General features: G+C 35.5%; 17 protein-coding genes. 10 read left to right on the top strand and 7 right to left on the bottom strand.

Annotation, left to right across the window (positions count from 1 at the left end; all coding sequences use genetic code 11):
• Nucleotides 1-66: 66 nt before the first annotated feature.
• From EL101_RS13655 to EL101_RS02275, 4 genes are all read right to left on the bottom strand, one after another.
• Nucleotides 67-231, bottom strand: a complete 165-nt coding sequence (locus tag EL101_RS13655; RefSeq protein ID WP_258026466.1) for a type III toxin-antitoxin system ToxN/AbiQ family toxin — start codon at nt 229-231, stop codon at nt 67-69.
• 411 nt (nt 232-642) lie between these two features.
• A complete protein-coding gene (locus EL101_RS02265) occupies nt 643-2,208 on the bottom strand; it encodes an ATP-binding cassette domain-containing protein (protein ID WP_164715562.1) in 1,566 nt (521 codons plus the stop codon).
• Nucleotides 2,183-3,100, bottom strand: coding sequence for a S41 family peptidase (locus EL101_RS02270; protein ID WP_096596231.1), 918 nt, complete (start codon nt 3,098-3,100; stop codon nt 2,183-2,185). Before EL101_RS02270 ends, EL101_RS02265 begins: the two co-directional genes overlap by 26 nt.
• Nucleotides 3,093-4,298, bottom strand: coding sequence for a radical SAM/SPASM domain-containing protein (locus EL101_RS02275; RefSeq protein WP_096596230.1), 1,206 nt, complete (start codon nt 4,296-4,298; stop codon nt 3,093-3,095). The genes EL101_RS02270 and EL101_RS02275 overlap by 8 nt, the downstream gene beginning before the upstream one ends.
• Before the next feature lie 509 nt (nt 4,299-4,807).
• On the opposite strand from EL101_RS02275, the gene EL101_RS02280 reads away from it, so the two are divergent.
• The 9 genes from EL101_RS02280 (at nt 4,808) to EL101_RS02320 (ending at nt 14,962) form a co-directional block, all read left to right on the top strand.
• The gene (locus EL101_RS02280) at nt 4,808-8,479 is read left to right on the top strand and encodes a nitrate reductase subunit alpha (protein ID WP_096596229.1); all 3,672 of its coding nucleotides are present in this window, start codon (nt 4,808-4,810) and stop codon (nt 8,477-8,479) included.
• Entirely contained in the window at nt 8,469-10,025 is a 1,557-nt protein-coding gene (narH, locus tag EL101_RS02285) for a nitrate reductase subunit beta (protein ID WP_096596228.1), read from the top strand. The genes EL101_RS02280 and narH overlap by 11 nt, the downstream gene beginning before the upstream one ends.
• Entirely contained in the window at nt 10,018-10,593 is a 576-nt protein-coding gene (gene narJ / locus EL101_RS02290) for a nitrate reductase molybdenum cofactor assembly chaperone (RefSeq protein ID WP_096596227.1), read from the top strand. The genes narH and narJ overlap by 8 nt, the downstream gene beginning before the upstream one ends.
• Entirely contained in the window at nt 10,586-11,263 is a 678-nt protein-coding gene (gene narI, locus EL101_RS02295; RefSeq protein ID WP_096596226.1) for a respiratory nitrate reductase subunit gamma, read from the top strand. The genes narJ and narI overlap by 8 nt, the downstream gene beginning before the upstream one ends.
• 15 nt (nt 11,264-11,278) lie before the next feature.
• Nucleotides 11,279-11,740 carry a nitrate respiration regulation accessory nitrate sensor NreA gene (gene nreA, locus EL101_RS02300; RefSeq protein ID WP_096596225.1) on the top strand — a complete coding sequence of 154 codons (462 nt, stop codon included), beginning with the start codon at nt 11,279-11,281 and terminating at the stop codon, nt 11,738-11,740.
• Complete coding sequence (locus tag EL101_RS02305; RefSeq protein ID WP_096596224.1) at nt 11,741-12,781, top strand: sensor histidine kinase; 1,041 nt, start codon at nt 11,741-11,743, stop codon at nt 12,779-12,781. It abuts the gene before it with no gap.
• Between the two features lie 12 nt (nt 12,782-12,793).
• Entirely contained in the window at nt 12,794-13,444 is a 651-nt protein-coding gene (gene nreC / locus EL101_RS02310; protein WP_019167019.1) for a nitrate respiration regulation response regulator NreC, read from the top strand.
• Nucleotides 13,445-14,090: 646 nt separating this feature from the next.
• Nucleotides 14,091-14,219, top strand: coding sequence for a hypothetical protein (locus tag EL101_RS02315; protein ID WP_479685619.1), 129 nt, complete (start codon nt 14,091-14,093; stop codon nt 14,217-14,219).
• 62 nt (nt 14,220-14,281) lie between these two features.
• A complete protein-coding gene (locus EL101_RS02320; protein ID WP_240622763.1) occupies nt 14,282-14,962 on the top strand; it encodes a zeta toxin family protein in 681 nt (226 codons plus the stop codon).
• Between the two features lie 182 nt (nt 14,963-15,144).
• Here EL101_RS02320 and EL101_RS02325 read toward each other — a convergent pair whose 3' ends face one another.
• A complete protein-coding gene (locus tag EL101_RS02325; protein ID WP_096596223.1) occupies nt 15,145-15,477 on the bottom strand; it encodes a hypothetical protein in 333 nt (110 codons plus the stop codon).
• Nucleotides 15,478-15,800: 323 nt separating this feature from the next.
• On the opposite strand from EL101_RS02325, the gene EL101_RS02330 reads away from it, so the two are divergent.
• Entirely contained in the window at nt 15,801-16,979 is a 1,179-nt protein-coding gene (locus EL101_RS02330) for a nitrate/nitrite transporter (RefSeq protein ID WP_096596222.1), read from the top strand.
• 449 nt (nt 16,980-17,428) lie between these two features.
• Here the strand turns inward: EL101_RS02330 and EL101_RS02335 are convergent, their stop codons facing one another.
• A complete protein-coding gene (locus tag EL101_RS02335) occupies nt 17,429-18,607 on the bottom strand; it encodes an MFS transporter (RefSeq protein WP_096596221.1) in 1,179 nt (392 codons plus the stop codon).
• Nucleotides 18,588-19,067 (bottom strand): MarR family transcriptional regulator, encoded by a 480-nt coding sequence (locus tag EL101_RS02340; RefSeq protein ID WP_096543226.1) that lies wholly within the window; start codon nt 19,065-19,067, stop codon nt 18,588-18,590. Before EL101_RS02340 ends, EL101_RS02335 begins: the two co-directional genes overlap by 20 nt.
• Between the last annotated feature and the right edge of the window lie 138 nt (nt 19,068-19,205).

Genomic DNA, 19,205 nt, shown 5'->3' on the forward strand with positions numbered 1-19,205 from the left:
AGAACAGATACCCTAATTTGTTATCTGTATTATTAATTTTAAATAATTTTATAGAAAGTTGAGAGTTTACTTTTTCTCATCTTTGGCAGAACCTAATGGTACAAAATAATTAATATCATGGATAGTCAATACAATTCTCAAATAAGGTCTAGTAGATTTATTAAATAGTACTTTAGAATCTATATTTCTTAATTTGTTAACATAAATTGCATTTACATAATATAATTTCATAATTACTCCTAATTATATAAAAATAAAGCGACCGCTGTGGCCGCTTTTTTCAATGTCTACTTATGGCAAGACCTCTCCTGTTTGTTTAGAACATATATCAATTTAGTTATTTTATGTCAAGTAGTTTGCATGGACTTTGGTTACTTTAAATACAAATGTAAATGATTTCAAAATTAAAATCACATTGTCTAGAAGTCAATGCATTCGACAAAATATTTATTATATTGAATGGAAGCAACTGAATATCATGTCTCTACATAATCTATGATAAGAAGGGGAAATAATATCAAACTTCAAGCTTGACTAGTAGAGTGACTGGTTAGTTTCATAAACGTGTTACTTTATTTTGAAAAGTTATTAAACCTGATACCTCATGATGTACTGATAGGTACACCTGCTTAATAATCAAAATCAATTTATTTCTATGAATTGGTTACAATATTGTTTGTTTTCTAGATTGTGCGAAATGACAAAAATGATTTTATCGGTGTATGATTCTACTAAAAACCTAAATATTTGATCTTCTAAAGATTTATCAATATGGCTTGTCGCCTCATCAAGTATAATACAGTCCACATTTTCATGTAGAATTCTGGCAAGCATTAGCCGTTGCTTCTCGCCACCTGAGAAGTTAGTCCCACCTTCATAAACAACCTCATCTATATTTTTATGATTTAAAATACTCTTCAAAATAATATTTTCCGTGAATTGATTCCAATCTATTGCATCATCATTTTTTCCATAAAGTACATTATCTTTTATTGTCATAGGTAATACAGACATATCTTGTGAAATATAAAGTATCTTTTCTCTTAATACATATTTATCAAATGCGTCGATAGGTATATTGTTAATTTTTATACCTATACTCGGTCGAAAGTTAAGTAAAGACTTCATTAATGTACTCTTTCCTTTACCAGAAGGACCGCTTACAAATATGACATCGCCTTTAAAAAATTGGCTTTTCAAATCATAATTAAACTTTCTTTCATTGATTTGAATTAATGGATGTTCAAATGAAATTGAATCGATGGATTTCAATGTTAGATGTTGATTATTTTCTCTGTGAATTAGCACTTCAGAATCTAAAAATGCTTTAGAAGCTTGTAAATCACGAAACTCTAAGTTTACATTTGTAAATGCTTGTAATGAGATAAAGTAAATAGGCAAGATGACGCTAATGATAACCAAATCCTCTACATTTGTTTTTCCTATTATAATTAAATACGCTAAAATAAAAAACATTAAATTTTGAATGAATGTATTAATAAGTTTGATGACTAAGCTACTACTCTGACCGAATTGATTCACACTAGCCATAGATTTGTATATCTTTTCAATTGAAGGAGATATCATATGCTCAATTCTTTTAAAATTTTCTTGTTTCATCGTATCAACATTCTTATAAACAGCGATGATTTCTTTATAGCCTGTTGAAGTTTCCTTTTGCATCTGTATACTTTTTTCTTTTAATTTTGCATTAATCATTTTATATCCAAAAAAATTGATAGGGACTAACAGAAATAGAAGTAATGTCATGAAAACATTGACATAAAAAACGATGATTATACACATGATTAATATCAGCGCATTGCTAAGTATCCCTATCAATGATTGAGTAATAAAAAAATATAAACTCGTCACTGCCTGTCCTACTCGGTCGATTAAATAGGTAGGTTCCTTTTGTAATAATTCATCATACTTCATTTGGTGTACATTTTGATATAAGTGTGTGGCATAGCGTTTGTTAAATTTTAGAGCGAAGTTTTCTCTTACAATAACCATAATAATTTGTATGATATATGTAATTGTCATAAAAAGAATAACAATGTATAAGGTGCGAGTATTGAGTGCATAATTTGAATAAAATATTTGAGTTAAAAGAATAGGGGTTGCTACTGTCAATAATGATGTGAAAAGGGTCATTAATGCGGTTACAAATATAAAACGCTTACTTTGTAATAAAATATTTAACATCACTGAACTCCTTCGGAAGTAAGTTAAGGTTATTGCTAGGTATATAAGAGTGTTTGTCCAATTCATTATCAATTATATATTTAAAGCAAGGAATTTTAAAATACATTTTGTTATATTCGATAATAGTGGTCACTATATCCTTACCGCCTGTTTTTTCTCCTATTAAAAATACATCGAAGTTGCTAGCAAGGACTTTTATTACTAATTCTGCTGTACTTAATGTTTTGTTGTTATAGTAAATAATAAGTTGATTAAACTTAATTTTGCTTTTTTTAATTGATTTTACGTTATACGTCTCTTTAGTATTTTTCAAATAAAACATATTAACATCATTACTTATAAAATAGCTAAGAAAATTAATTGCAGATTTTATAGTTCCCCCCATATTACTTCGTAAGTCTAAAATTATTATATTATGTACATATCTACTTAGAGAATCTAAGTTAATAATATTCTTAAAACTTTCGCACTTAATATACGTACATTTTCCTATAGTTTTTATATAAAAATTTACTCTGTTTGTTTTTAGGTTAAATTTAGGGATTTTAAAGTGTTGATTTCCATATTTTTCATGATATATAGTGATGTTATTTATTTTTGATCTAGTTAATTCAGTGAAAATGTTTTTTGAACTGTTTATTCTTGTTATAATCGAACCACTGTAATCAATGTTAGAATCGATAGAATTAGAATTTAATAAATGAATTTTATCATCAACAAAATAGTCGAAATCTAATATGTCGAGTATATTCCAAAAATAATTCTTATTAAATGAAAATTTGAAGTATTTATCGTTTTGGGCCATTATAAAATGATTTATATTTTTATAAGAAAAGTCTTTCAGTTCATAGATATAGTAGTTAGATAGTAGGTTCCATAGATTCTTATCCATATTTTTTCACGACATTTTTAAGTTTATTATATGCAACCTTTTTCTGAAATTCACAAAATATTTTGCTGTTTTCACTCATATCACCATACAAATTTTCTGCTATTGCGGAGCAACCGCCTCCACACATATATCTGATATTACAAGTACTACATTCTAGTATTGTATTAACACTTCTGTTTTGAAATCTTCTTACTAAAAGTGAATTTTTTAACTCTTCAATCCAATTTTCTTTTAAAATGTTAGCTAGTTTGAATTTTTTATTAATCATTGTTTGGCAAGGGTATACGCATCCATCCGAGTCAATAGCTAATATCTTATAACTAGCCCCACAAGTTGCTCCACTTAGAATACAATTATCTTCGTCGTTAACAAAACAATTCATGTCAGGCATATAGTTTATTTCTTCTTGTGAATTTGGAATGAAGGGAACCTTAATATGTTGCATTTTTAAAGTCTTTTCAATGTGATTTTTTACATCAATCCAATCTTTGCTATCTTTAAATACTACAGATCTAATTGAAATTTTGTTTTTATACTCACTAGGTATATTATTTAAATTGCTTAATAATTTATCTATTTCCAATCCGATTCTTTTATTGTTTTCAGAAATTAATGTATCTAAACTTATTATGAATTTGTCAACGTATTTATATAAATTTTTTCTTTTACTGAGTAGTAAACCATTCGTTAAAATATCAATAGATATACCTTTTTCATATGTATACTTCACTATTTCTTCAATATCTTTACGTAATAAAATTTCTCCCCCAGTAAAATTAATGTGCTTAACATTTATTTTTACAAGTTTATCTATAATGCTTTTCACAGTATCAGTTTTTAACATATCAGCTTTATTTAAATTATCTTTATTATAGCAATAGCTACATTTTAGATTACAACGTTGAGTAACGTGGAAATAAACGGTATTTATTGAAATATCAGTGCTTCTAAATTTAAATGTAGAATTATAATAATTGTTTATAACATAGTCTGTATAAGATTTAAATATCATTCCATGCTTTATTAATTTTTCAAGTATATCTTTATCCAGATATTTTTGTGAAAAATATTTGCAATTGCGTTTATGTAAGTTAGCAAATATTTCAGAATCTACTATTAACGCTTTATGATATGAGCCACTATAAATTAAATACTTACTATCAGCGGTGATAAATAATAAATCTTCAGCTATAAACATAAAATCCCTCCAAATAAGGAAAAATTAAAAAGGAACAACTGCCCCTTTTTAATTCCCGTTACCACTTCCTATTTTTTGTCCACAAGCACATGCACATGACTCTAAATTTTCTAAGACTTCAATTGGCAATTCTTTAACCCTACTCATATTAATAACCTCCCTATAATTAAACGCCTGATCCTTTACCAGTAACAGTTCCACAAGCACATGAACATGATTCTAAATTTTCCAAGACTTCAATTGGTAATTCTTTTACTTTATTCATAATTTTAGCCCCTTTTTTATGTGATAGACTAATTATAAACCTTAAATTTCATAATTGCCAGAAAAATCTGAAATATTTTTTATTCATAAACTTCTACGTTATCATTTCCCTATTTTTCATTTTAATTCACAACAAACACTAGGGATTCCCACTAGTGAATTAGGTATTTCCCTAATATCTTCATTTTGTGAATAAATGTACAATCAGAGTGATAGGGCGTGCTATGCGAAAAAGGAGGATATCTATGGCTAAATTTGGAATGCAATTTTTTAAACCGACTGAAAAATTTAATGGCAATTGGTCAGTATTAGAACATAAAAGCCGTGAGTGGGAAAAGATGTATCGTGAACGATGGAGTCATGACAAAGTGGTACGTACGACACATGGTGTTAACTGTACCGGGTCATGCTCATGGAAGGTATTTGTGAAAAACGGTGTGATTACTTGGGAAAATCAACAAATCGACTATCCGAGTTGTGGACCGGATATGCCGGAGTTTGAACCGCGTGGCTGTCCGCGTGGGGCATCGTTTTCTTGGTATGAATATAGCCCGTTACGTATTAAATATCCTTATGTGAGAGGTAAGCTTTGGGAGTTATGGACGGCAGCTTTAGAGGAACATCAAGATCCGATTAAAGCGTGGGCATCCATTGTAGAAGATGAAGAAAAAGCAAAAATTTATAAGTCAGCACGTGGTAAAGGGGGACATGTCCGCACGAATTGGAAAGATGTGTCTCAACTCATTTCAGCACAGCTCATTTACACGATTAAAAAAGATGGTCCAGACCGTATTGCTGGTTTCACGCCAATTCCAGCGATGTCGATGATCAGTTATGCGGCGGGTGCGCGTTTTATTTCGTTACTCGGTGGGGAAATGTTGAGTTTTTATGATTGGTATGCGGATTTACCACCAGCATCGCCACAAATTTGGGGTGAACAAACAGACGTGCCAGAATCAAGTGACTGGTACAATTCGTCTTACATTATGATGTGGGGCTCTAACGTACCGCTCACACGTACGCCGGATGCACACTTTATGACAGAAGTGCGTTATAAAGGGGCAAAAGTGGTGTCTGTTGCGCCAGATTACGCTGAAAATGTGAAGTTTGCGGACAATTGGTTGGCACCGAATCCAGGGACAGATGCGGCGATTGCACAAGCGATGACACATGTCATTTTACAAAAGTTCTATGAAGATGAGCCGTCAGAAATGTTCATCAATTATGCGAAACAATATTCAGATATGCCGTTTATCTTACGTCTCGACAAAGATGACAACGGTTTTAAAGCAGGTCGTTTCTTACGTTCAAGTGATTTAGGTCAAGCGTCTGAAAATAGCGAATGGAAGCCGATGATTATCGACCGTTTAACAGATTCACTACAAGTGCCAAATGGAACAATGGGGCAACGTTGGGAAGAAGGCAAGCAGTGGAATTTGAAGTTGGAAAATGAAGTGGGCGAGCAAATCGATCCAGCGATGACTGTCATTGACGGTGACTATGAATTGGTTACGATGCAGTTTCCTTACTTTGATAATGATGGCAATGGCGTTTTCAAACGTGTCATTCCTGCGCGTCGTGTGACATTACCAAATGGTGAGACAACGTATGTGACAACTGTATATGACTTAATGGCGAGCCAATATGGTGTGAAACGTTTCAATCAGGAATTAGAAGCAAAAGGTTTTGATGATGCGACGTCGTTCTATACACCAGCGTGGCAAGAAAAGATTACAGGTGTGAAAGCGAGCACTGTGACGCAAGTAGCGATGGAATTTGCGCAAAATGCGATTGATACTGGCGGTCGCTCAATGATCATTATGGGTGCGGGTATCAATCACTGGTTCAACTCAGATACGATCTATCGCTCCATCTTAAACTTAGTTATTTTATGTGGCTGTCAAGGTGTGAATGGTGGCGGTTGGGCGCACTATGTTGGACAAGAAAAATGTCGTCCGATTGAAGGTTGGAGTACGATTGCCTTTGCGAAAGATTGGCAAGGTCCACCACGTTTACAAAACGGGACAAGTTGGTTCTATTTTGCGACAGATCAATGGAAATATGAAGAGTCTGGTGTTGACCGATTAGCGTCACCATTAGCGGAAAATATTAAACTACAACACCCAGCAGACTACAACGTGTTAGCGGCACGTAATGGTTGGTTGCCATCTTATCCACAATTTGATCGCAACAGTTTACTATGGGGTGAAGAAGCGCGTGATGCGGGTGAGTTTACGAATGAAGCCATTTTGAAACGTGCGGTTGACGATGTGAAATCACGCCGTACACGTTTTGCGGTTGAAAATCCAGATTTACGTAAAAACCATCCGAAGTCACTTTTCGTATGGCGTTCGAATTTGATTTCAAGTTCTGCAAAAGGTCAAGAGTACTTTATGAAGCATTTACTCGGTACGAAATCGGCGCTTATGGCTGAACCAAATGAAACAGACAAGCCATCAGAAATTGAGTGGGGTGAAGATACAGTCGGCAAACTCGACTTACTCGTGTCATTAGATTTCCGTATGACAGCGACACCACTTTATTCAGATATCGTATTACCGGCAGCAACGTGGTATGAAAAACATGACATTTCATCAACAGACATGCATCCATTTATTCACCCGTTTAACCCAGCGATTGATCCATTATGGGAATCACGCTCAGACTGGGATATTTTCAAAACGTTGAGCCGTACATTTTCAGACATGGCACGTGTGCACTTAACAGGAACTTATAAAGACGTGGTCACTGCACCACTTGCACACGATTCTAAACAAGAAATTTCACTCGCATATGGTGAAGTGAAAGACTGGACGAAAGGTGAAGTGGAAGCTGTACCAGGTAAGACAATGCCAGCATTTGCAGTCGTTGATCGGACGTATACAGATGTGTATGACAAGTTCATCTCAGTTGGTCCTTTACTTGAAAACGGTAAAGTCGGTGCGCATGGTGTCAGCTTCTCTGTCAAAGACCAATACGATGAATTGCGCAGTATGGTCGGTACTTGGGAAGACGATACAGTGAAAAATAATAAACCGCGTATCGATACAGCACGTAAAGTGGCCGATGTTATTTTGAACGTGTCTTCTGCTACAAACGGTCGCGTATCTCAAAAATCATATGAAGATTTGGAAGCACAAACAGGGATGCCATTGAAAGACATTTCATCTGAACGTGCATCTGAAAAAATATCGTTCTTGAACATTACATCACAACCGCGTGAAGTGATTCCGACAGCAGTGTTCCCAGGTTCAAATAAACAAGGCCGTCGCTATTCACCATTTACAACGAATATTGAACGCCTTGTACCATTTAGAACGTTAACGGGACGCCAAAGTTTCTACATCGACCATGAAGTGTTCCAACAATTTGGTGAAGCACTGCCAGTTTATAAACCGACATTACCGCCAATGGTCTTCGGAACAAAAGATAAGCCGGTGAAAGGTGGCGTTGATGCACTTGTATTACGCTATTTAACACCACACGGTAAATGGAATATCCACTCCACATATCAAGATAACCAACATATGTTGACGTTATTCCGTGGTGGACCCACTGTTTGGATTTCGAATGAAGATGCAGCAGCACATGATATTCAAGACAATGATTGGTTAGAAGTTTACAACCGCAATGGTGTCGTCACTGCACGTGCTGTCGTGTCACATCGTATGCCACGAGGAACAATGTTTATGTATCATGCGCAAGACAAACATATCGAAACACCAGGCTCAGACATTTCAGGTACACGTGGTGGCTCTCATAATGCGCCAACACGAATTCATTTAAAACCGACACAATTGATGGGCGGTTATGCACAAATCAGTTATTCATTTAATTACTATGGACCTATTGGGAATCAGCGTGATGTGTATGTCGCTGTAAGAAAGATGAAAGAGGTGGATTGGCTTGAAGATTAAAGCACAAGTCGCAATGGTATTGAATTTAGATAAATGTATCGGCTGTCATACGTGTAGTGTGACATGTAAAAGTACTTGGACCAATCGACCAGGCGCTGAATATATGTGGTTCAATAACGTCGAAACGAAACCGGGCATTGGTTATCCAAAACGTTGGGAAGACCAAGAAACATATAAAGGCGGATGGGTGTTAAACAAAAAAGGAAAATTAGAGCTCAAATCAGGAACACGTTTAAACAAAATTGCATTAGGTAAAATTTTCTACAACCCAGATATGCCAGTCATTCAAGATTATTATGAGCCTTGGACATACAACTACGAACATCTGACAAAAGCGAAACCAAGCAAACATACACCTGTAGCCAAAGCGCATTCCGTGATGACAGGGAAACGTATGGAGTTGGATTGGGGTCCAAACTGGGAAGACGACTTAGCGGGCGGTCATATTACTGGCCCGCAAGACCCTAACATTCAAAAAATTGAAGAAGAAATTAAATTCAACTTTGACCAAACATTTATGATGTATTTGCCACGTCTCTGTGAACACTGTTTAAATCCAAGCTGTGTGGCATCATGTCCGTCTGGCGCAATGTACAAACGTGACGAAGATGGTATCGTCCTTGTTGACCAAGAAGCATGTCGTGGTTGGCGTTACTGTATGACAGGCTGTCCGTATAAAAAAGTATACTTCAACTGGAAAACGAACAAAGCGGAAAAATGTACGTTCTGTTTCCCACGTGTTGAAGCAGGGATTCCGACAGTGTGTTCAGAAACATGTACAGGCCGTATGCGTTATTTAGGTGTGTTACTTTATGATGCAGATCGCGTGCAAGAAGCGGCATCAGCTGAAAACGAACAAGACTTGTACGAAAAGCAACTCGACTTGTTTTTAAATCCATTTGATGAAGCAGTCATTGAACAAGCAGAAAAAGACGGCATTTCTCAAGAATGGATCGAAGCAGCACAAAATTCACCGATTTATAAATTAGCAATTGAGTATAAATTGGCATTCCCATTACATCCAGAATATCGTACGATGCCAATGGTATGGTACTGTCCACCATTAAGTCCGATTATGAACTACTTTGAAGGACAAAATGCGGGTAACAACCCAGATGCGATATTCCCTGCAATTGAAGAGATGCGCTTGCCCATTCAATATTTAGCAGAACTTTTTACAGCTGGAGATACAGTGGCAGTGAAAGGCTCACTTCAACGGATGGCAATGATGAGAAGTTACATGCGTGCACAAAATACAGGCCGAGAATTTGATATGTCTCGCCTAGCACGTGTAGGTTTAACGGAACGACAAGCGAAAGATATGTATCGCTTACTTGCCATCGCAAAACATGAAGATCGTTTTGTCATTCCGACATCGCATAAAGAGCAATACATGGATACGTACACAGCACAAGGTAGTCAAGGTTACGGTGGTGAACATTTCGGTGCGAACTGTGACGGTTGCGGCGTGCCAGTGGGTACAGGTGGAAAAACAGGTCAAGAAATGTATAATGAGCGTTTCTATGGAGGGATTTTCCGTGATTGATCTACACATGTTGAATACGTATAAAGATACATTCGGTTATATGAGTCAGCAGTTGAGCTTTCCTGAAAAATTGACTTTCCACCCTAAAACATTTGAAGAAGTGTTTGATGAGACACATCCGGCTTTCCCGCATGTCGTGGCGTATCGAGAAGCGATGTATGAAAAGAGTTTGTCAGAAATACAAGCTTTTTACACAGACACGTTTGATTTTAATGAAAAAGCCACTTTGTATATGACTTACAATCAACTGGATACACAAAAAGAACGCGGTCAAATGTTGGCGAAGTTAAAAGTCCTCTATGAAATGTTTGGGCTTGAAATGCCAGCGTCAGAGTTGTCGGATTACTTGCCACTCATGTTGGAATTTTTATATGCAGCACGCTTTGATGGTGATACACGTGCGCAAGAAAATGTACAACTCGTGATCATGATTATTGAAGATGGAACGTACGCGATGATGAAACATTTGGAAAGTGAGCGCAATCCATATGCTCATTTAATTCGTGGTCTTCGTGAAACGTTCAAGCGTTGTATCGTACAAGATAAAGAGGTGACACAGCATGTTTAATCAGTTTTTATGGGTGATATTTCCGTACCTCTGTCTTGCAGTTTTTGTTATTGGGCACATCGCACGTTATCGTTATGACCAATTTTCATGGACTGCAAAATCGAGTGAATTTATTGAGAAGAAGCAATTAAAGTGGGGCAGTTTGTTGTTTCATCTTGGCGTTATTCCTGTGTTTTTCGGACATGTCGTTGGGTTACTTATCCCTGCACATTGGTTAGAAGCGGTCGGTGTGAATAACCACGTCTATCATATCGGTGCAGTGTATATTGGGAGTATTTTTGGTATAATAACATTAATTGGCATGTTTTTGTTAACTGCGCGTCGGATTACGAAACAAAATGTTCGTCGTTTAAGTTCGGCGTCAGATATTTTCGTTAACTTTTTATTATTACTTATCGTATTTGTCGGCTGTTATGCCACATTAGTGACGAATGCGACAACGCCAGAGTTTGATTACCGTCAAACGATTTCTATTTGGTTTAGAGGGTTGTTTACATTAAGTCCAGATGCCAGTTTGATGACAGAGGTGCCACTTGCATTTCAATTACACGTCCTTTTAGGATTTACGATTATGGCTTGCTGGCCGTTTACGCGTCTTGTTCACGTGTGGAGTGTGCCGGTGACGTATGCAAGTCGTAGTTATATTATTTATCGCAAACATAAAATTTAATGGAAGGTGATGACCGTGAACCAGATTGATTTTTCGCAACATGATTATCAAGATGAAATAGATAGATTGCGTGATGAATACCAGTTTGATTTTGCTGGTATTGCTTTGCCATCAGAAGATCATGCAGGAATGAAAATCAAATGGCGTTACGTGTCAGGCAACTTGAATGAACGATATCGTCGCATCGTGTTACGTAATGGGCATGGCATTGCAGGGAATGTGATGAAAACAGGCAAGCCGATGATCATTCCCGATACTACAGATGATGCAATTCAAAATGCATTGTTTGATTATCCTATATTAATGAGTGAGCAATTGACGGCTTTGATCGCGATTCCACTATGGCACAACCATCGTGTGAAAGGCGTCCTATTATTCGGGCAACGTGACCAAAAACCATTACCTCACATCGCAAATGATATCTCGTCCATTAAAGGTGTTGGCGGTTTGACAAGTGAAGATAAGGTGATGCAATAAATGCCACAACAACAGACTGAGTTATTAAATTTTTTACAAGCCTACTATCATCAAACATCTGAAATGATTATTTTTATCAATGCACAAGGCCAAGTGATTGATATGAATGAAGCGGCCAAGCGAGTCATTTCAACCGATAATGATATGAGTGGTATTTCAACAACGATATGTGGCCATTGCGAAGGGTATACGAATGAACAAGCATTACGTACTTGTAAAAATTGTTTTCTTCAGTCTCCAGAAATTGGTGATACGACATTTCAAGTGTTTATGAAAACAACGGATAATAAAATTGAACCTTTCACAGCAAACTATCAAACGATTGATGAAGAACGACAAATCAAGGCTTTTACATTACAAAATGTGACCGCACAATTGCAGCGACAAGAAAAATTGTATCAACGCAATATGATTCAAAAGACAATCGCTGCACAAGAAAACGAGCGTAAACGTATTTCACGTGAATTGCATGATGGGGTTGTTCAAGAATTAATCAACGTGAATGTAGAGATGCGTTTATTGAAATATCAAAGTGATATGGATGTCATTTTAGCGAACGCCAAAAATATTGAAGGGTTAATGACAAAGCTGATTGATGATTTGCGTAATCTATCATCAGAATTGCGTCCATCTTCATTAGATGATTTAGGATTAGATGCAGCATTTAAAACGTATTTCAAGCAGATGGAAAATAACTATGGTTTAGCGATTAATTATCATTTTGATATTGATTCGGAGCGCTTTGATGCGGAAATCGAAACCGTCGTTTACCGTATCGTGCAAGAAGCGGTATTTAATGCGATGAAGTATGCGGGCGTCGATGATGTGGATGTCATTATTCGCAAAGACGATCATTACCTTTATGCAGAAGTTTCAGATCAAGGGAGAGGATTTGAACCGAGTGAATCGCCTAAAGGAACAGGTTTGGGGCTTTATGGCATGTATGAACGTGCTGAATTGGTGAATGGCAAGCTCAATATTGAAACGCAAAAAGGAAAAGGCACGATTGTGTCACTCGAAGTACCAATCAGCCAAAAGTGAGGGGAATGTAGCATGAGAATCGTGATAGCAGATGATCACGCTGTTGTACGTACGGGTTTTTCGATGATTTTAAACTTTCAAGAAGATATGGAAGTGGTGGGTACCGCTGCAGATGGTGTCGAAGCATATCAAAAAGTGATGGAGCACGCACCGGACGTATTGATTATGGATTTAAGTATGCCACCAGGAGAATCAGGTTTAATTGCGACGAGTAAAATTTTAGATAGTTTCCCAAATACAAAAATTCTCATACTCACGATGTATGATGATGAAGAATATTTATTTCACGTATTGCGAAGTGGCGCGAGTGGCTATATTTTAAAAAATGCGCCGGACGAACAATTATTGTTAGCGATTCGTACAGTTTACCAAGGTGAGACGTATATTGATCCGAAAATGACGACTTCTTTGGTGAAAGAGTTTGTGCATTCATCTCATGATGGAGAGTATTCGAATGATCCGTTTAAAGTTTTGTCGAAGCGGGAGTTGGAGATTTTACCGTTAATTGCGAAAGGTTATGGGAATAAGGATATTGCTGAGAAGTTGTTTGTATCGGTGAAGACGGTTGAGGCGCATAAAACGCGTATTATGGATAAGTTGAATTTGAAGTCGAAGCCGGAGTTAGTGGAGTATGCGTTGAAGAAGAAGTTGTTGGATTTTTAGTGTTTTCATAGCATGGTTGTGTTAAAAGTTGGGGAAGAGTGAGGTTGTTGTACACGCCTTACTACAAAGGCGATGGTGAAAACATTTTCTGTTACAAACGTATATTGCATGATTGCTACCTTGGGCTCGCGTTCCTAGGGGCTGAGGGGGAGGTTGTGACAAAAGCGCTTAGGATTTGAGCAGAACAGAGCGATGAGCAAAATTGATTTCCAAATTTTGCCGAAATCGCGGGAGTTCTGTCGAAAATCCTGCTTTTGGAACACCGTTTATTGATTCCCAGCGCACCCATTCATTGTGGATTTTGGGAGCAGTACAGAAATCTCATGTGTAACAAAGATTTCGTCGTACTGCCCCCGCAAGGCTGACTTGACTTCTCAAAAGTGTATACGTTGAGAAGTCAAACAGCTACTGCGATAAACGGTAGCCACTTTTAAAGTTAAGAAGTCACTGTTAGCAGTATGCAGACAATTCCCTCAGGAGTCTCGCCCAGGTGTGCAAATGATATTTATAAACATTTCGAGTTGAGGATGTTACACGATATTTTGTGGCATCCTCAACTTTTAATTTGAATCGGGTTGTTGATACACTTTCATCCATTTTTTCTCATACTACTACTACTGACGATGATACAAATCCTTGGATATTAATGAGCGATGATTTATCAGAACTCATCAATACAAAAATCTATCTTGTTGAAAATTTTAATACATTAGAGCGGTATATAGATGGAATAGAGCGCATGTTAGAAGTGGCAAAAGGACGAGTTGTAGTCTAAATGGGATTAATAGAATACACAGAAATTGATTTTCAAACGGCACTTGAACGTAATTGTAGGGATTGACTAGAGGAAAAACACCAATAAAAAGACCCATTGCAATTTTATTGGGCGGCCAGAGTGGGGCAGGAAAAACTACAATTTATCGTATTAAGCAATCGCATTATAATGGTAATATCATTATTATTGACGGGGATACTTTTCGATTGCAACACCCAAAATTCATTGATATACAAAAGGAATATGGTAAAAAAAGCGTTGAATATACAAATGAATTTGCAGGACGAATGGTTGAATCACTCATTGAGTTACAAAGCGAACAACATTATCATCTGCTCATTGAGGGAACTTTAAGAACTGTCGATGTACCGAGACGAACAGCAGTATCTTTAAAATCCAAGGGTTATCAAGTTGAATTATCACTTATAGCAACAAAGCCTTATTTATCATACTTGAGTACTTTATTAAGATACGAACAAAATTATAGTATCTCCCCCAAATATGCACGTGCTACGCCTAAAAAATATCATGATAATATAGTAGGGAATTTGGTGAAAAACTTAAACATTTTAGAAAAAGAAATAATTTTTGACAGAATACAAATATTTAAGCGAGATAAAAGTTGTGTATATGATTCTTATAAAAATGGTGAATTAATGGCTTCAGAAAAATTACATGAGTTACTATATGGTTTTTGGGATTTGAAAAAAAAGAAATGTTGGAATATTGTGAAAACGAATTGAAAATATTAAGAGAAGCAAAGAGAAAATAGTTTATATAATGCATAGCTTGTTGTTCATGTAGAATAGCAATTATTTATTAATGAACGATTATAGAATTAGAAATTAATTTCTGTCACAGTCTATCTGAACCACAATTGCTCCTCAGCAAATGCTAAGAAAAAAGCTTATGCCATTCTAAATATTCAGAGGACATAGGCTTTAGATTTATTCATATGAGCGGAAAACTGATCAAATAACGCATCTTGTTCTTCTACTAATTTTACTTCATATATCGCTAATCCTTTTTTACATAAACGTCTAATGAGAGTAGGGATGAATTGTGTTTCTGCTTGAATGATTAATACTGTAACTTCGTCGACATCGATAAAAGTGTAACGATGATGTTGAGATGAGAAAGGTTTAATCAATTTTTCAATTACCTTAACCACTTTTTTACGAATTGAATATATGTCTAATCCACCAATGTTGAGCATAAATATTTGTTGTTCATCAGAATACGATCGATAGTTTATCATTTCTAAACACCTCATTTTTAGTTGTTTCGACTATTATAAAATAAAAAGTTTAAAAAACCAATGAATCTCCATTATTCAATTCACGATCCAGCATTCCAGTTTCTGAGCTTGATCAATGGTGCATTAATCAAATTTGTAAGCGGACACTATCACTTTCGATTGTTAGGGGATACGCCATGCAAGAATAGGGGAATTCCTTGTGTTATAAATTTCACAATACCGTTAAACTGAACTTGAAATCGAATGAGGCATCTGCTGTGAGCGTACTGACAATGTTCAAGATGATGCATCAAACTCATCAAGTAAAGAAAGGTGAATGAGAAATGAAACAATCAAAAGGTGGCGTACAACTTGTGCTCCAAACACTCAGCCTTGTTGCAGGGTTTATGGCGTGGAGTATCATTGCCCCATTAATTCCGTTTATTTCACAAGATATTAAAATTTCAAGCGGTCAACTCTCTATTATTTTGGCCATTCCCGTTATTCTAGGATCAGTGCTTCGTGTGCCATTTGGCTACTTAACGAACATTGTTGGCGCGAAATGGGTGTTTTTTACAAGCTTTATTGTGTTGCTCGTACCGATATTTTTACTCAGTCAAGCGAGCTCTCCTGGCGCGTTAATGTTTGCTGGCTTTTTCCTTGGTGTAGGGGGCGCCATTTTCTCAGTCGGCGTAACATCATTACCGAAATATTTTTCCAAAGATAAAGTCGGTCTCGCAAACGGTATTTATGGTATGGGGAACTTGGGGACTGCTGTATCGTCATTTTTAGCGCCACCGATTGCAGGTATTATTGGATGGCAAAATACTGTACGTAGCTATTTAATTGTGATGGCAGTGTTTGCGATTATCATGTTCTTTTTAGGGGACAACAAAGAACCTAAAGTGAAAGTACCACTTGTCGAACAAACACGTATTTTAATGAAAAACTATAAACTGTACTACTTAAGTTTATGGTACTTTATTACATTCGGCTCATTTGTCGCATTTGGTCTGTTTTTACCGAACTTCCTCGTACAAAATTTCGGTATTGATAAAGTCGATGCCGGGATTCGTACAGGTGTGTTTATCGCATTAGCAACGTGTTTAAGACCTTTAGGCGGTATTTTAGGAGACAAGTTCAACGCAGTGACGATGCTGAAAATTTTCTTCTCAGTGATGATTGCAGGGGCATTAGTTTTAGGGGTTTCAAGTCAAATTTCATTATTTACAATTGGCTGTTTAACAGTGAGTGTTTGTGCCGGTATTGGTAATGGACTGGTGTTTAAGTTAGTGCCACATTATTTCACAAAAGAAGCGGGTGTAGCAAACGGTATTGTTTCAATGATGGGTGGTCTTGGCGGATTCTTCCCACCACTTGTCATTTCAGTGGTGACTGCATTTACAGGCACAAGCCATTTCGCTTTTATCTTGTTAGCGATATTTGGTTTAATCGCACTTGTGACGATGTTTAACTTATCTAAACGTGAAAAAGCATCAGAAAAGAAAGCGGCTATTTTATAATGTGAAGAATCTATGCTTATTTGAATGATATATAACTTGATAAAGGAAAGCTGGCTAGACTTCTCAAAAATATTAGTTAAGAATTGGGAAGCCAGCCAGCTATTATACAATGAAGTGTACTTAGATTTAACTGAAACGACAGTGTGACCTTTCTTACCCCTCCCTCTGCTTCCTCAAAATAATTTATTGTTAGTTAATTGTTTTTTAGTAAATAAATATTTATTTTAAGTTAATAAGTTGTATTATTAAAAAAATTAGAATGCAGCTTCTTTTTAGTAGTTAAGAGTAATAGTATTATTAATCGTTAAGGCTTATAATCATTAATTTAATATACGTATATTTAATAGGTAAACGTGATTAGTAATTAATATAAAAAATAAATAATGATATTTAGCAAATGTAGATTATCGTCACTGTTAAGCTCAAATTAATTTTTATACTAGTACTTGTTATTTAGTTTCTACTTTGAATGATCGTTCGAATACTTTTGTCATAAGGTAAAAAAATACGATGAATATGACTACTGATACAGCTAAAAAATAAAGGTATGTGTTATGTGGTGTCACTAGTCCAATCGTTATTGCGCCAATAGTCATACCGATATATCTTATAAAATTAAATACGCCTAATACTTTTCCTTTTATATTTTCATACCTTTGAGTTATTAAAGTTGAAAGTATTGCCGGAACGATGCCTACAAGGAATCCTGACCCGAATATAATGATTGCTAGAATGATTATGTTTATGCTATTCATTATACCGAATAATAATGTGACTACGGAAAAAGCCAACACAGTATATCTCAGTATTAGTAATTCATCTTTTATCTTAGAAATACATTTATAAAAAATACTTCCCATAATGACACTGATTGTAATCGGTAAAAATAAGAAACCTATCCATCCTTCATTAAGATGATATCTATGCGTTAATAGGATCGGAAGGTCGACTAATATTGAAAAATACGTAAAGAAGACTAAGAAACCAAATAGGATGAAAGTTATAAAAACGTGATCAGTTAAATATTTCGGTTCCACAGGTTTTATTGTTCTATTAGCCCCTTTTTCAATATTTGGAATTTCAATAAAAGAAATAACAATGAATAATAAAACAGCAATGATGAATATAAAAATGAAAATACCAAAGTAATTCCAATTAGCGCCTAAGATACTGCCTAATATAGGTGCCAATGCTGGGGCGCTTGATAAAAATATTTGATAATTTGCCATTGCCGAAGCCCGCTCATTTCCTGTACTTGACCTAGCTAATAAAGTTAATGTAACAAGGGGAATAATTCCACAACCGATCGCTTGTACTGACCTTGATATAGCAAATATAAAAAAATTATGAGTAATAGAACAAATAAAACTGGATATAATTATAATGCTTAGTCCTGTTAAAAGAAGCTGTTTTGAGTCTTTAGTATCGATACTCCGTCCTAATATAATTTGCATTATAGCAATAATGAAAATAAATACGCCTACAGTCAGATTTATGTATAATAATGAGACGTGAAATTCATTGTGAAGTCTCGGGATAATTGGGGTGTATATATTTTGAATTAGGGAGGCGAAAAACGCTAATAGACACAGGACATACAATTTGACGTTACTTTTCGGTTTGATCATTATTATCAGCATCCTCTTTTTTGAGCGCTTGAATACTTCGCTCTAAAAATTTAACAATGACATTTAGTTCATTTTCATCAAAAACATTCAGTACGTCTTCATAACTTTTAACTGCTCTCTGATGTAATTTATCATGTACAGATGAAAGTTGAGCACCATCCTCAGTTAGTTTATAGTGAATTTCCCGCTTATTATTATGATTGTGTTCTTCAATCACTAATCCTCTAGATAAAAGTTTTTTAATAGATTTAGTAATTGCCGGATTAGAAATATTTAGTTTGTTGGCTAGAAACTTATTGTTAGCTTTGTCGTTATTAGCTATCAACTCCAGTATATGAAATTGTGTCAGAGATAAATGATGCTCGTTGTTGTCTTTAAAATTTTGTCTTCTTTTATTAGCGTTTTCCCTTTCTATTATGAATTGTTGTAATGTTAGTATTACTTTTTTTTGTGTTTCCATCATTACCACTCCTTTTGGTTAACCGGTTAATTGTATTATGAAGATTTTTTCCTCTGTTGTCAAATAGAATTGCTTTAATGGGAATTATTTGGTATTATTTCAATAATTAACCTAGAAACATTTTACTGGTTAATTATA

It is taken from the genome of Staphylococcus delphini, from assembly GCF_900636325.1.
Lineage (GTDB): Bacteria > Bacillota > Bacilli > Staphylococcales > Staphylococcaceae > Staphylococcus > Staphylococcus delphini.

Bases quoted from the DNA above. Each gene is read 5' to 3' on its own strand.
- narI (WP_096596226.1), top strand. From the start codon at position 10,586: ATGTTTAATCAGTTTTTATGGGTGATATTTCCGTACCTCTGTCTTGCA.
- EL101_RS02265 (WP_164715562.1), bottom strand. From the start codon at position 2,208: ATGTTAAATATTTTATTACAAAGTAAGCGTTTTATATTTGTAACCGCA.
- EL101_RS02275 (WP_096596230.1), bottom strand. From the start codon at position 4,298: ATGTTTATAGCTGAAGATTTATTATTTATCACCGCTGATAGTAAGTAT.
- EL101_RS02325 (WP_096596223.1), bottom strand. From the start codon at position 15,477: ATGATAAACTATCGATCGTATTCTGATGAACAACAAATATTTATGCTC.
- EL101_RS13655 (WP_258026466.1), bottom strand. From the start codon at position 231: ATGAAATTATATTATGTAAATGCAATTTATGTTAACAAATTAAGAAAT.
- EL101_RS02335 (WP_096596221.1), bottom strand. From the start codon at position 18,607: ATGATCAAACCGAAAAGTAACGTCAAATTGTATGTCCTGTGTCTATTA.
- EL101_RS02330 (WP_096596222.1), top strand. From the start codon at position 15,801: ATGAAACAATCAAAAGGTGGCGTACAACTTGTGCTCCAAACACTCAGC.
- EL101_RS02280 (WP_096596229.1), top strand. From the start codon at position 4,808: ATGGCTAAATTTGGAATGCAATTTTTTAAACCGACTGAAAAATTTAAT.
- EL101_RS02305 (WP_096596224.1), top strand. From the start codon at position 11,741: ATGCCACAACAACAGACTGAGTTATTAAATTTTTTACAAGCCTACTAT.
- EL101_RS02315 (WP_479685619.1), top strand. From the start codon at position 14,091: ATGAGCGATGATTTATCAGAACTCATCAATACAAAAATCTATCTTGTT.
- nreC (WP_019167019.1), top strand. From the start codon at position 12,794: ATGAGAATCGTGATAGCAGATGATCACGCTGTTGTACGTACGGGTTTT.
- EL101_RS02340 (WP_096543226.1), bottom strand. From the start codon at position 19,067: ATGGAAACACAAAAAAAAGTAATACTAACATTACAACAATTCATAATA.
- EL101_RS02270 (WP_096596231.1), bottom strand. From the start codon at position 3,100: ATGGATAAGAATCTATGGAACCTACTATCTAACTACTATATCTATGAA.